Origin of the sequence: Burkholderia sp. Bp9140, assembly GCF_003853425.1 — a bacterium.
Lineage (GTDB): Bacteria > Pseudomonadota > Gammaproteobacteria > Burkholderiales > Burkholderiaceae > Burkholderia.
This window is the reverse complement of sequence record NZ_QTPQ01000033.1, coordinates 1-14,022: the sequence shown is the minus strand read 5'-3', so window position 1 is coordinate 14,022 and position 14,022 is coordinate 1. Positions and strand designations below refer to the sequence as shown.

At 68.4% G+C, this 14,022-nt stretch carries 10 protein-coding genes; 4 read left to right on the top strand and 6 right to left on the bottom strand.

Annotated features, from left to right (window positions below):
• Positions 1-98 precede the first annotated feature (98 nt).
• Together DIE21_RS25530 and DIE21_RS25525 are read right to left on the bottom strand one after the other, a co-directional pair.
• Positions 99-932, bottom strand: coding sequence for a Cof-type HAD-IIB family hydrolase (locus tag DIE21_RS25530; RefSeq protein ID WP_124500304.1), 834 nt, complete (start codon positions 930-932; stop codon positions 99-101).
• A gap of 305 nt (positions 933-1,237) precedes the next feature.
• A complete protein-coding gene (locus DIE21_RS25525) occupies positions 1,238-2,119 on the bottom strand; it encodes a BadF/BadG/BcrA/BcrD ATPase family protein (protein ID WP_124500303.1) in 882 nt (293 codons plus the stop codon).
• A gap of 141 nt (positions 2,120-2,260) precedes the next feature.
• Between DIE21_RS25525 and DIE21_RS25520 the strand changes: the two genes are divergently transcribed.
• Positions 2,261-2,833: a DNA-3-methyladenine glycosylase I gene (locus DIE21_RS25520; RefSeq protein ID WP_124500302.1), complete on the top strand. Its 573-nt coding sequence runs from the start codon at positions 2,261-2,263 to the stop codon at positions 2,831-2,833.
• Between the two features lie 331 nt (positions 2,834-3,164).
• Here the strand turns inward: DIE21_RS25520 and rpsU are convergent, their stop codons facing one another.
• On the bottom strand, positions 3,165-3,377 hold the full coding sequence (gene rpsU / locus DIE21_RS25515) for a 30S ribosomal protein S21 (RefSeq protein WP_006401410.1): 213 nt from the start codon (positions 3,375-3,377) through the stop codon (positions 3,165-3,167).
• Between the two features lie 541 nt (positions 3,378-3,918).
• On the opposite strand from rpsU, the gene DIE21_RS25510 reads away from it, so the two are divergent.
• The 3 genes from DIE21_RS25510 to DIE21_RS25500 all read left to right on the top strand — a co-directional run bounded on the left by DIE21_RS25510 (position 3,919) and on the right by DIE21_RS25500 (position 6,690).
• A complete protein-coding gene (locus DIE21_RS25510; protein ID WP_012362818.1) occupies positions 3,919-4,743 on the top strand; it encodes a flagellin domain-containing protein in 825 nt (274 codons plus the stop codon).
• A gap of 187 nt (positions 4,744-4,930) precedes the next feature.
• The gene (gene fliD / locus DIE21_RS25505; protein ID WP_124500301.1) at positions 4,931-6,358 is read left to right on the top strand and encodes a flagellar filament capping protein FliD; all 1,428 of its coding nucleotides are present in this window, start codon (positions 4,931-4,933) and stop codon (positions 6,356-6,358) included.
• A 35-nt stretch (positions 6,359-6,393) separates the two neighbouring features.
• Positions 6,394-6,690, top strand: coding sequence for a flagellar protein FliT (locus DIE21_RS25500; protein WP_124500300.1), 297 nt, complete (start codon positions 6,394-6,396; stop codon positions 6,688-6,690).
• Between the two features lie 146 nt (positions 6,691-6,836).
• On the opposite strand, the gene DIE21_RS25495 is transcribed toward DIE21_RS25500, so the two are convergent.
• The 3 genes from DIE21_RS25495 to DIE21_RS25485 all read right to left on the bottom strand — a co-directional run.
• Positions 6,837-9,098 carry a tetratricopeptide repeat protein gene (locus DIE21_RS25495; protein WP_124500299.1) on the bottom strand — a complete coding sequence of 754 codons (2,262 nt, stop codon included), beginning with the start codon at positions 9,096-9,098 and terminating at the stop codon, positions 6,837-6,839.
• Positions 9,095-11,581, bottom strand: coding sequence for a tetratricopeptide repeat protein (locus DIE21_RS25490; protein ID WP_124500298.1), 2,487 nt, complete (start codon positions 11,579-11,581; stop codon positions 9,095-9,097). The genes DIE21_RS25495 and DIE21_RS25490 overlap by 4 nt, the downstream gene beginning before the upstream one ends.
• Positions 11,578-14,022 (bottom strand): tetratricopeptide repeat protein (locus DIE21_RS25485; RefSeq protein ID WP_124500297.1); only part of this gene is annotated, 2,445 nt, incomplete at its 5' end. The genes DIE21_RS25485 and DIE21_RS25490, both read right to left, overlap by 4 nt.

The following is a 14,022-nucleotide window of genomic DNA, read 5'->3' as shown; positions in this document are numbered from 1 at the left end:
CGGGGTCACGCGAGCAGAGCAGCGAGCCTCACGCTGTCGAACAACATCGAGGCAGGTAATTTGGACGGGCGCCGCTGGCGCCCGTTTTTCATGTTCGCTCAGGACGCGGCGACGCCGTCGAGGGTGCCTTCGAGCGCGAACAGCATGCGCAGGTGGCGGGCGACACCCGCGTCGAAGTTGTTGCCGATCCGCGGGATGTGCGGCAGGTGCGCGATCAGGTCGGGGTTTGCGTTGTTCATCATGAATGCATGGCCGGCCGTTTCCAGCAGGTCGATGTCGTTCATGTTGTCGCCGAACGCGATGCAGTGGCCGGCGTCGACGCCGAGCCGGGCGAGCACCGTACGCAGCGCGCGGCCCTTCGACACGTCGGCGGTCATCACTTCGAGACAGTCGGGCAGCGAGTACGTGACGTACAGCGCGTCGCCGAACCGCACGCGCATCTGCTCGGCGACCACCGCCAGATCGGCCGGCTCGCCGATGTACAGCACCTTCGCGATGTCCGCGCCGTCGTGCGCGGCCATGTCGATCACGTCGTACCGGAAACCCGAATCCTGGTGGAACTCGAGCAGGTGCGGCGCCTCGCGGTCGATCAGCCAGCCGCGGTCGGTGAACAGGTTGACGATCACGCGCCCGTGCGCGCCGGTGACGCCCGGCTGCACGAGGCCGCGGACGATCGCGGGATCGATGTCCTGCGCATGGATCGCCGTATCGTCCGGCGCATGCACGCGCGCACCATTCGACGTGATCAGGTACGGCCGGATGCCCAGCACGTCGCGGATGCCCGCGACGTCCGCGTAGTGGCGCCCCGTCGCGATCACGAACTGCAGGCCGTCGCGGTCGAGCCGGCGGACGGTCTCGATCGTGTACGGATCGAGCTGGTGATCGCTGTTCAGCAGGGTGCCGTCGAGATCGGTGGCGATGACTTTGTACATGGGGACCGGAGAATGGCGCGCAGGACGCTGCGGAACCGCTATTTTAACGTCGTGCCCAGGGGCGCGCCGGGCGGTTGGGGGGACGGGCGGAGGTGGCGGGTTTCAGGCGGTTCGGCCCTCGGCGCGCTGCCGGTTCGGCCTGGTCAGCCTGTTGGGTCCGCTCGGTCCGCTCGGTCCACTCTGTCCGCTCTGTCCACTAGGTCCGCCCGATACGCTCGATACGCTCGATACGCGCAACCCACCCGACCTGCCTGACCCGGCCAGCCTGCCCGGCCCACTCACCACGCTCTGGCCGCTTGAACCATTCACCCCGCCTCAGCCGCCCTCAACGCCTGCAGCGCGAGCCGCAACGCGCCATGCGCGGAATCGTCGAGCGGCGCGCGCAGCCGGGCCGCGTGACGCGCCGGCACGGCCGGTTCAAGCGCGCCGGCCAGCCCGCCGCACAGCGCAACCGGCAGCGCCTGCCGCGGATCGAGCGCGTCGATCATCTTGCCGATCTCGTCGCCGGCCTGCGCGATCAGCGCGGCCGCATGCGGATGGGTGCGGTGCGCGAACACGATCGGCGCAAGGCGCGCATAGATCGTCTGGTTCGCATCGCACGACCACTGGACGAGTGCGTCTCGATCGTGCGCCCCCGTTTCCGCGAGCAGCGCATCGGCGAAGGCGTCGCGCGGCACGCGGCCGTCGAGCGCCTGCTGGGCATACGCCAGCGCGCGCACGCCGAGCCACGCGCCGCTCGCCTCGTCGCCGGACGGAAAGCCGAAGCCGCCCGCGATGCGACATTCGCCCGCCGCGTCGAGCGCCGCCGCGATGCTGCCCGTGCCGAGCGCGACGATGAGCCCCGGCGCGCCGGCGTGCGCGCCGACGACGGTCGTATAGGCGTCGCTTTCGACCGCGAGCGCGTCGAGCGGCGCCTGCGCACGGAACGCGGCGAGCCACGCGGTATTGTTGACGCCCGCGAGCCCGCAGCCGAGCGCGCACTGCGACCAGTCGAACGCGAGCCCCGCCCGCGTGAATGCGTCGGCACAGGCCGCGCCAATCGATGCCCACGCGCGCTCGATGCCGAGGCCGAGCCCGGATGGGCCGCCGCGCCCCTGCGCGAGCTCGCGCCCGTGCCGGTCGGCCAGTACCGCGCGGGTGCCGGTGCCGCCGCCGTCGATGCCGATCGCAAACAGTAATGCAGTCATGCGTTGATCCCGCTGATTCGAACAGGCGCCAAGCTTAACCGGATCGGCGCCGCGCGCCCATCTGCCGTTCGGCCGGCTATGCCGTGAATGGGCCTTCCGCTATGCTGGCACGATCGAATCGACACGGGAACGAGGCTGACGATGCCGCAGCGGTGCAACTGGGTAAGGACGGAAGCGGATGCTCACTATCACGACACCGAGTGGGGCGTGCCGTCGCATGACGATCGCCATCTGTTCGAAATGCTGATTCTGGAAGGCGCGCAGGCGGGGCTGTCGTGGTCGACGATCCTGAACAAGCGCGCCGGCTATCGCGAGGCGTTCGCCGACTTCGATATCGACCTGGTCGCGCGCTTCACGCCGAAGCGCATCGAGAAACTGCTCGAGAATCCCGGTATCGTGCGCAATCGCGCGAAGGTCGAATCCGCGGTAACCAATGCACGGGCCGTGCAACGCATTCGCGACGACCACGGGTCGCTCGCGCACTTCCTGTGGTCGTTCGTCGACCACACGCCGGTGCAGAACGCATGGCAGTCGTATCGCGACGCGCCCGCGTCGACCGCCCAGTCGGACGCGCTCAGCAAGGCGCTGAAGGCGTACGGCTGCAAGTTCGTCGGCTCGACGATCTGTTATGCGCTGATGCAGGCAACCGGGATGGTCAACGACCACGAGGCCGGCTGCCCGTGTCACGTCAAATGCGCGGCGCTCGGCGGCTAGCAGAATCCGGCACGGCGCCGCAACGCAGGCTGACGGCGGCGGAAATTTTTCGGCTGGCCGGCTGGCCGGCGGGCCGGATAGCCGCATCATCGTGTCAGCGCACCAAACTCACGATCGGCCCGAGCGCGAAGATCGACGTCCGAACGGGGGTAGCCAGCGGCGAGCGCCGCCGGCTACCGATCGAAATCGCCATGCCACCGTCGGGCCAACGCCGCCGCTCGACCTTCCCCGTCCCGGCGCCGCGAGGCCGTTTCCGGCCCCGAAAAGCAAAACGGCGGAGCGGCTTCTTTCGAAGCACGCTCCGCCGTTTCGCGGCGAACCCGAGACGCTCTTAGTGGAGCTTCTTCGGCAGCATCTGGCTGCGCAGGCGCTTGTGCAGGCGCTTGACGGCTGCTGCCTTCTTGCGCTTGCGGACTGCGGTCGGCTTTTCGTAGGACTGGCGTTCGCGCAGTTCAGCGATCAGGCCATTTTTTTCGATAGCACGGCGAAAGCGGCGAATCGCCACTTCGAACGGCTCGTTTTCTTTCAGAAGAATCGTCGTCATGTCGTTCCTAAATTGCTTAAACGGTCAAAAACGTAGCGGCCAAGCGCCACGCACCGGCCATCCGGGCGTCCCCACAACAGGCGAAACGAGCGGAAATACGGCCTCGGAGGCCGGAAAAGAGAGGCGGAAAGCACCGCGAGTACGCTTCACAAGCCGCGTGCAGCGCCGCGTTTGACTGCCAGCAAGAATGCCGAGACGGCACAGGCTTGACAGAAAATCTCAATTCAGCCCGCCATCATATCAGGAAATCACAGACAAAACTACCCTTTTGTCGATCCCGATTCACCGTCCTGCGCGGCGCGGCCGCACACGCCGTCCAACGAGGCCATCGCACGGCCCGGTCAAAATCGCTGCCGGCCATGCCGGGCGCGGACTTCACGGCGCCCCGGCCAGTCCGTCCCGAATTTCCTCGAACATCCCTCTAAAGTTTTCGCCGGGTGCCGCCGTCAACCAGGAAAGGCGGGCAGCGCCACTCGCGATAAAGCGCAACGCCGAAAACGATCCTGTCTGTACTCAGGCATTTTCCAAAACGAGGAAGCAAATGCTGAACATCAACACCAACATCCTTTCGCTGACGACGCAGACGAATCTGTCGGGCTCGCAAAGCGCACTGTCGCAAGCGATCAACCGCCTGTCGTCGGGCAAGCGCGTGAACACGGCAGCCGACGACGCGGCAGGTCTCGCGATCTCGACGACGCAAACGGCCGCGATCAACGCGCTGACGCAAGGTGTCGCAAACGCGAACAACGGTATCTCGATGATCCAGACCGCAGCCGGCGCGCTGCAGTCGACCGTCGACAACCTGCAGCGTATCCGTACGCTGGCAGTCGAATCCGGCGACGGCTCGCTGGACTCGAACGCACGTGCCAACCTGCAAGCTGAAGTCACGACGCGTCTGGGCGAAATCGACCGCGTGGCAACGCAAACGACGTTCAACGGCCAGACCATCCTGAGCAACGCCGGCAACGTCACGTTCCAGGTCGGCGCATCGGCGAACCAGACCGTTGCCGTCAACTTCGGCGCGACCGTGTGGACGAGCACGGGCGCAGGCCTGAGCCTGAGCGGCCTGACGGTCAGCGACCAGACGAGCGCACAGTCGGCGATCACGGCAATCGACACGGCACTGAAGAACGTCAACACGTTCCAGGCAACGCTGGGTGCGGCACAGAACACGTTCCAGGCTGCGATCACGACGACGCAAACGCAGGCAACCAACATGAGCGCGGCGCGTTCGCAGATCACCGACGCGGACTTCGCGACGGAAACGGCGAACCTGAGCAAGGCGCAAGTGCTGCAACAAGCCGGCATCTCGGTGCTCGCGCAAGCGAACTCGCTGCCGCAGCAGGTCCTGAAGCTCCTGCAGTAATCGGGAATATCCGCGCCGGGCTCGCCGCCCGCGCACACGGCGTCGTCCGCGTTGCGGCGCGCGACGACGCCGGTTCGGCCCACCGAACCCGACACTCCAGGGAGGCACGCCTCCCTGCTTGCATTTGAATCGAAGCACGGCGACCCGCCGGAACGCGCGCCATCGCGCAAACGACTGGAGCACCCGCATGACCACGACGAGCACGAGCACAAGCACGACCGATATCGGCAGCCTCCTGGCGCAGGCCGGGCAATCGATCATCAGCGGCGCGACCAATTCGACGCTCGACGTCAGTTCGCTCGTGTCGGCACTGGTTACCGCGAAGACGGCCGGTCAGACCCAAACCCTCACGACCCGGCAGACGGCAGACAACACCGAGCTGTCGGCGGTCGGCAAACTCAAGTCGGCGCTGTCCGCGCTGCAGACCGCGATCGCCAGTCTCGCGAACGGCACGACGCTGAGCGGCCTCGCGGCGACCGCGAGCGGCAACGGCATCACCGCGTCGGTCAAGAGCGGCGGCGGGGCGGTCGCAGGCTCGTACTCGGTCAACGTCACGCAGCTCGCGAGCGCGAACAAGCTGTCGTCGGCGGGCCTCACGTCGTCCGACACAATCTCGGCCGGTTCGCTGAGCATCACGCTCGGCAGCAACACGGCGTTCAACGTCAACGTCGCGGCCGGCGCATCGCTGTCCGACATCGCGACCTCGATCAACACGACGGCCGGCAACCCGGGCGTCACCGCGTCGGTGATCACCGGCTCGGACGGCCAGCATCTCGTGATCCAGTCGAACAACACCGGCGCGGCCAACACGGTGTCGGTGAGCGGCACCGGCGTCAACTCGAAGCTGACGTCGGGCTATACCACCGTGACGCCGGCCGCGGACGCGAAATTGACCGTCGACGGCACGCCGGTGAGCAGCGCATCCAACAGCGTGTCCGGCGTGCTGACGGGCGTCACGCTGAACCTGACTTCGGCCGCGCTGAACACGACCCAGACGGTCACGCTTTCGCCCGACACGACGGCCACGACGAGCGCGATCAACGCATTCGTCAACGCCTACAACAGCTACGTGACGACCGCGCAGTCGCTGTCGTCGTACGACCCGAACACGTCGACGGCCGGCCCGCTGCTCGGCGACTCGATGCTGAACACGATCTCGAACGGTCTCGCGACCGCGATCAGCGGCGGCGTCACGACGGGCAGCCCGAGCACGACCTATTCGCTCGCGGCGATCGGCATCAACCTGCAGGCCGACGGGACGCTGCAGGTCGACTCGACCACGCTGAACACCGCACTCACGTCGAACAGCCCGGCCGTTGCCGCGCTGTTCAACACGACGAACGGCGTCGGCCAGACGCTGAACAAGCTGGTCAACACGTACACGCAGACGAACGGCCTGATCGACCAGCGCACCACGGCGATCAATACGGACCTGAAGAACCTGTCCGACCAGGCGACGCAGCTGAAGAACTACTCGGCTCAGCTCACCACGCAGTACAACGCGCAGTTCACCGCGCTGAACAACCTGATGGCGACGATGGCGAACAACACGAAGTACCTGACCCAGTTGTTCGGCGGCTCGAACAGCGCCGGTGCGCTCGCCACCAACAAGTAAGCGGCCTGTTCGCACGACGGATCCGGACGACGACCATGACGACCGATACGCTGAATCAAGCGCTCCACCTGACCCAGGCGATGCAGTCGGCCACCGCGCTGCGCGACTGGGAACGCGTCGCGGCGCTGGCCGACGCGCGCTCGCCGCTGTTGATGGGCCTGTCGCCCGAGCAGACGCCGGCGGCGCTCGACACGATCCGCCGGATCATGGACATCGACGCGTCGATCACGCAGGACGCGCAAGCCGATCGCGACCGCCTCACGCAACAGTTCACCGCATCGCGCGAGCGGATTCGCGCGGCCGGCCTATATCAGTCGACCGGCATGCTGTAGGCACAAGAACAACAACGCGCGCCGCCGTCGAGCGTGCGCCGATGCCGTAGCGTCGAGCCGCCTTCGGGCGGCTATTTTTTTGCGTCGAGAAGAACGGGACGGCACGATACGGATCCGCACCGTGCCGGATCGGCTGCGTCGCCCGACTAGCGAGCGGCCGCCGCCGCATCGACCATCTGCGCGAACGCCGCTTCCAGATTCCGGGCGAAGCGCGGCGCATCGCACAGCGGCGAGCGCAGCAGCCGCGCGCGCAACCCGGCCCGCACCGCGGCGACATGCGGCAGGTCGTTCGCGAACGCGGCGGCCTTCGCGACGTAGTCGTCGTCGTGGTCCGCGATCCATTCGGGCATCCCGAGCGTATGCAGGATGCTTTCGCCGATATGCGACAGGAACCGGTCGCCGCGCCGCGTGATGACCGGCGCGCCCATCCACAGTCCTTCCATGCTCGTCGTGCCCCCCGGATACGGAAACGGATCGAGCACGATGTCGATGTCGTTGTACGTGCCGATATGCGCGAGCCGTTTCGATCCGCCACGCAGCAGCAGGCGCTCGGCGGGAATGCCGTGTGCCGCGAAGCGTGCGGCGATGCTCGTGCGCAGCGCGGCTTCTTCCAGTTGCGCCGACTTCAGCAGCAGGCGCGAACCGGGTACCGCATGCAGCACGCGCGACCACAGCGCGACGACGGCGTCGCCGATCTTGTTCGCGTTGTTCAGGCAGCCGAACGTGACGACACCTTCGCGCGCGGCCGGTAGCGGCCCGACCTCGAGCGGCTGCGCGGGCGGCGTGAAGCACAGATAGCTGTCGGGCAGCCGCCATGGCCGCTCGACGAAGTGACGTGCTTCGTCGTCAGGCAGCACGTGGCGATCGCCGATCACGTAGTCGATCGCGGCGATGCCCGTCGTCGCGAAATAGCCGAGCCAGGTCGCCTGCACCGGTGCCGGCTTCCATGCGAACACCGGCAGGCGGTTCGACGCGGTATGACCGCTCAGGTCGAGCAGCACGTCGATGCGGTCGTGCTCGATCAGGTCGGCGGCCGCGCGGTCGTCGAGCGCGGTGATGTCGCGCCATAGCGAGAAATGCCGCTTGAGCGCGGCGGTCGTGTCGTCCTCCGCCGACTGCGTCGCGTAGGCCACCGCTTCGATGCGCGACGGATCGAGCGCCGCGACGACGCTCAGCAGGAACACCGCGACCGGATGCGACTTCAGGTCGCCGGACACGAACCCGACGCGCAATACACGCCCGGCGGACGGCCGCGGCACATGCGTACGCGGCGATGCCTGCGCGGCCATCTGCGCGCCGAATTCGCGCGCGCGATCGAGCAGTTGCGCGGGCGACAGCCGGTCCGTGCCGGCCGCGTGAAACATGCGGCCCGAATGCGCATTGCGGTACGCCAGATCGAGTTCGAGTGCGCGATCGTAGCTCGCGAGCCCCGCATCGAGGTGCCACAGCGCGCACAGGATGTCACCCATCACGGCGTGCATCTGCGCAGTCGGGTTCGGCAGCGACAGCGCGATACGACAGCTGTCGAGCGCCTCGCGCCGCTTGCCCTGCCGGACCAGCGTCTGCGCAAGATGGTGATGCAGGTCGGCTCGATCGGGCGCCGCGGCCAGCGCGCGCCGCAGGCTTGCGACCGTGCCGCCGAGATCGCCCGCGCGCTCGAGCGCGGCCGCAAGGTGGAACAGGCAGTCGACTTCGCCCGATTGCGCCGCGCGGGTGAGGCTCGCGATCGCCGCGTCGAGTTCGTCGCGCTCGAACAGCAATCCGCCAAGCGCGTGATGCGCGGCATGCAGTTCCGGTTGCAGCGCTATCGCGTGGCGGTAGCACGCGATAGCGTCGTCGGGCCGGCGTTGTGCACGCAGTACGTTGCCCTGGTTGAAGCGGGCCTGCGCGTAGCCGGGATCGAGCGCGATCGCCTTCTCGTACGCGCGCGCCGCGGCGTCCAGTTCGCCCTTGTCCTGCAGTGCGTTACCGAGATTGTTGTAGGCCGGCGCGTAATCGGGGCGCAGCCCGAGCGCCTGTGCACAGCTCAGCATCGCGGCATCCGCGTCGCCTGCGTCGCGCAACGCGTTGCCGAGGTTGCTGTGCGCCTCCGCATAGCCGGGCGCGAGCGAAATCGCGCGCCGGTATGCAACGAGCGCATCGTCGAGCCGACCGTGCGCGCGCAGCATGTTGCCGAGGTTGTTCAGGTAGACGGGATCGGCGCGCAGCGCGATCGCGCGCTCCATCAGCGCGAGGCCGGCCGGGAACTGGCCGAGCTGGCACGCGAGCAGCCCGAGGAAATGCGTCGCGTCCGGCTGATCCGGCTCGTCGCGCCGGATTGCCTCGTACAGCACGCGCGCGTCGTCGAAGCGCCCGGCCTGGTGGTGCACGAACGCCGCGTTCAGCCGTTGCGCGACAGTGCCCGTCATGAGCGTGTTCCATCCGTGTCGCCGGCCACGTAGCGGGCCCACATCCCGTGGAAGGCATCCTCGAGATTGCGCGCGAAGCGCGCCGCATCGCACAGCGGCGACGCGAGCGTGCGTTCGCGCAGCGTCGCGCGCAACGCCGCGAGCGCGTCGCGGTCGCTCGCGAATGCGATCGCCTTCGCGAGATACGCGTCCTCGTCGGCCGCGATCCAGCCGCCCATCCCGGCCGCATGCAGCAGGCTTTCGCAGATATGCGTAACGAAGCGGCCGCCCTTCATCCCGATCACCGGCACGCCCATCCACAGCGCTTCGGCCGTCGTCGTGCCGCCCGGATACGGGAACGGGCTCAGTGCGATGTCGATCCGGTTGTACGCGTTGAAGTACTCCGCGCGCGGCGAACCGCCTTCGAGGATCAGCTGGTGCGCGCCGATGCCGTGCCGCGCGAAGCGCTCGAGCGTCGCGCGGTTCAGGTCGCTCGCGCCGAGCTCGTGCGCCTTCAGCATCAGCCGCGCATCGGGCAGCGCGTGCAGCAGGCGCGACCACAACGCGATCACGTCATCGCTGATCTTCGTGAGCTTGCCGAAGCAGCCGAACGTCACGCCGCCGTTCGTGGCCATCGGCAGCGGTCCGACCTCGACGTCGTAAGCCGGCGGCGTGAAGCACAGGTAGCTGTCCGGCAAATGCCACGGCTGCTCGACGAAGTGATGCGCCTCGTCGGCCGGCAGCGTATGCGGATCGCCGATGAAGTAGTCGATCGCGCGGCAGCCGGTCGTCGCGAAGAAGCCGAGCCAGCTCGCCTGCACGGGCGCGGGCCGGTGCGCGAACACGGGCAGCCCGCTCCAGTTGGTGTGGCCGGCCAGGTCGACGAGCACGTCGATGCCGTCGTCGCGAATCATCCGCGCGGCCTGGTCGCGATTCAGGCACGTGAGCTTCTTCCAGCTCGCGAAACCCGCCTTCAGCCGCGCGGTCACGTCGTCCTCGACGACGAAGGTCACGTATGCATGCGGCTCGATGCGCGTGCGATCGAGGTGCGCGAGCACGCTTTCGAGGAAGATCCCGACCGGATGCTGGCGCAGGTCGCCGGACACGAAACCGACGCGCAGCGGCCGGCCGCACGCCTGCAGCGCACGCTGTTCGCGGTCGTGCGGCAGCAGCCGCGCGTCGCGCGCCAGGTAGTCGCCGTAGCGCCGCGCATCGACGATCCAGTCCTCGGGCGCGAATGCCGGCGAGCTCGACATGTTGAACAGCAGCCGCGCGTAAGCGCGGTGCGGATCGTGTTCGACGGCTTCGCGAAACGCATCGACCGCCCCCGCGAAATCGCGCTTGGCCCAGCGGATGTCGCCGAGCGTCAGCTGGATCTTCACCGGATCGACGCCGAGCTCCTGCGCGATCCGGTATTCGCTCATCGCCTCGTCGAGCTTGTCGAGGCGGAACAGCGCGGCCGCGAGATTGTGGTGCGCGTCCGCGTCGTCGGGATTCAGGTCGATCGCGTGGCGATGGCTCAGCTCGGCCGCTGCCATGCGGTCGAGGTTGTGATACGCGAGACCGAGGAAGTTGTACGCATCCGCGAGCGCGGGATCGAGTTCGATCGCATGCCGGCACAGGCGCATGGATTCCTCGTATTCGCCCTGCTGGCAACGCAGCTCGCCGAGCCGGCACCATGCGGGCGCGTAGCCGGGATCGATCTCGCACGCACGCTCGAACATCCGCGCGGCGCCATCGAAGTCGTTCATGCTGCGCAGCGACCGCCCGAGCGCGCAATGGCCTTCGGCGTCGTCCGGTTCGAGCCCCGCCCGCGCATGCTCGAGCGCGCCGTCGAAATCGTCGGTCGCCCGCAGCGCGGCCGCCAGCCCGCGATGCGCGACGCGCAGCGCGGGGTTCAGTTCGATCGCGCGGCGGTAGTGCACGCTCGCATCCGCGTGCCGCTCCTGCGCGCGCAGCACATTGCCGAGGTTACTGTGCGCTTCCGCGTACGCGGGATGAAATGCGATCGCCTTGCCATAGCTCGCCGCGGCCGCCTCCAGCTCGCCCAGGTCCTGCAGCACGTTGCCGAGGTTGTTGTATGCCTCCGCGTAACCGGGGCGCAGCTCGATCGCGCGCGAACAGCTCTGCATCGCCTCGCCCGGCTCGCGCGCGTCGCGCAGCGCGTTGCCGAGGTTGTTGTGCGCTTCCGGATAGTCGGGACGCAGCGCCACCGCGCGACGGTAGTGCGCGATCGCGTCGTCGAGCCGACCGCACTCGCGCAGCATGTTGCCGAGATTGTTGAAATACGACGCGTCCGGCCGCGCGGCGAGCGAGCGCTCCATCAACGCGAGGCCCGCGTCGTACTGCTTCAGCTGGCACGCGAGCAGCCCGAGGAAGTGCATCGCGTCCGGCTGTCCGGGCTGCGCGTGCAGGATCGCGTCGTACAGCGCCTTCGCTGGCGCGAGGCGGCCGGCCTGATGGTGCGCGAGTGCCTGCTGCAAGGCCTGCTGGATATCGTTCATGCTGTCTGTGCCGTTTCCGTATAGCGTGTCCACATGCCGACGAAGGCATCTTCGAGATTGCGTGCGAAGCGCGCCGCATCGCACAGCGGCGACGCGAGCGTGCGTGCGCGCAGCGTCGCGCGCAACGCCGCCAGCCGCGCACCGTCCTGCGCGGCCGCGACCGCCTTCGCGACATAGTCATCCTCATCGACGGCGATCCAGTCGGGCATCCCGGCCGCGTGCAGCAGGCTCTCGCAGATGTGCGTGACGAACCGTCCGCCCTGCATCCCGAGCACCGGCACGCCCATCCATAGCGCCTCGGCCGTCGTCGTGCCGCCCGGATACGGGAACGGGCTCAGCGCGACGTCGATCCGGTTGTACGCGGCGAAATAGTCGGCGCGCGGCGATGCGCCGTCGAACAGCAGCCGGCCCGCGTCGATCCCGTGCCGTGCGAAGCGCGCGGCGGTCGCGTCGCGCACCGCCGCCTGCTCGAGTTCGCGCGCCTTCAGCAACAGCCGTGCGCCGGGCAGCGCGTGCAGCACGCGCGACCACACGCGCACGACGTCGTCGCCGAGCTTCACGAGCTTGCCGAAACAGCCGAACGTGACGTGGCCATTCGCGGCCAGCGGCAGCGGACCGACCGCGACGTCGTCGGACGGCGGTGTGAAGCACAGGTAGCTGTCGGGCAGCCGCCACGGTTGCTCGACGAAATGATGTGCCTCGTCGGCCGGCAGCGTGTGCGCGTCACCGATGAAATAGTCGATCGCGTCGCTGCCCGTCGATGCGAAGAAGCCGAGCCAGCTCGCCTGCACGGGTGCCGGCTTCCAGCCGAATGCGGCCAGGCCGCTCGCCTGCGTATGGCCGGCGAGGTCGACGAGCACGTCGATGCCGTCGTCGTGAATCGTGCGGGCGGCCGCCTGCGGATCGGATCCGGCAATCGAACGCCAGACGGCCGCGTGCGGCTTCAGTCGCGCGGTGAGCGCGTCCGCCTCGTCGGACGTCGTGTACACGTACGGCGAAATGCGTTTGCGATCGAGATGCGCGAACACGCTTTCGAGGAAGATCCCGACCGGATGCTGCCGCAGGTCGCCCGATACGAAGCCGACTCGCAGCGCGCGCTGCCGCGCATCGGCCGCGCGTTCGCGCACATCATGCGGATGGCGCGTCGAACGCGCCGCGAGGTGACGGCCGTAGCGGCGCGCGTCGTTCAGGTAGTCGGCCGGGGACACGTTCGCCGATGCCGCCGCGGCGAACAGCAGGCGGCCAAGCACCTCCGCCGCGTCGTCGCTCGCGTCGTCGCGCACCAGCGCAAGCGCGTCGCGATACGCGGGCACCGCGGCGTCGACGTTGCCCTGCGCGCGCAGGATGTCGCCAAGATTCACGTACATCGACACGGTCGGGCGGCCGGCCGCCAGCGCCTGCCGGCAATACGCGAGCGCCTCGGCGTGCCGCTCGCGCTTGAGCAGCACGACCGACAGGTTATGACACGTGCCGCCGTCGGCCGGATTCAGGTCGAGCGCGGTGCGGTAGCACGCTTGCGCCGCGACGAGATCGCCCAGCCCGTGGTGAGCGCTGCCCGCCTGGTTGTGCGCGTCGGCGAGATCCGGTGCGATACGGATCGCATCCCGCGCATGCGCGAGCGCTTCCGCGTAACGCGCCTGGCGGCGGCGCACACCGCTGAGGTTCGCGTGCGCGACCGCCATCGATGGATCGAGCGCGATCGCGCGTGCGTAGTGCGCCGCGGCGGCGTCGAGGTCGCCCGCGTCGCGCAGCACGCCCGCGTAGTTGTTGTGCAGGCCCGCGTCGCCGGATTCGGCCGCGGCAGCGCGCAGCACGCCCGCGGCCTCGCCCAGTTCGCCGAGCGCCCACAGCGACAGGCCGAGGCCATGAGACGCAGCGGGCAGCGCGGGACTCAGTTCGATCGCGCGGCGGTAGTGCGCGATCGCATCCGCGTGCCGCTCCTGTGCGCGCAGCACGTTGCCGAGGTTACTGTGCGCTTCCGCGTACGCGGGATGAAACGCGATCGCCTTGCCGTAGCTCGCCGCGGCCGCTTCCAGCTCGCCCAGGTCCTGCAGCACGTTGCCGAGGTTGTTGTATGCCTCCGCGTAACCGGGGCGCAGCTCGATCGCCCGCGAACAGCTCTGCATCGCCTCGCCCGGCTCGCGCGCGTCGCGCAGCGCGTTGCCGAGGTTGTTGTGTGCTTCCGGATAGTCGGGACGCAGCGCCACCGCGCGACGGTAGTGCGCGATCGCGTCGTCGAGCCGTCCGTACTCGCGCAGCATGTTGCCGAGGTTGTTGAAATACGACGCGTCCGGCCGCGCGGCGAGCGAGCGCTCCATCAACGCGAGGCCCGCGTCGTACTGCTTCAGCTGGCACGCGAGCAGCCCGAGGAAGTGCATCGCGTCCGGCTGTCCGGGCTGCGCGTGCAGGATCGCGTCGTACAGCGCCTTCGCTGGCGCGAG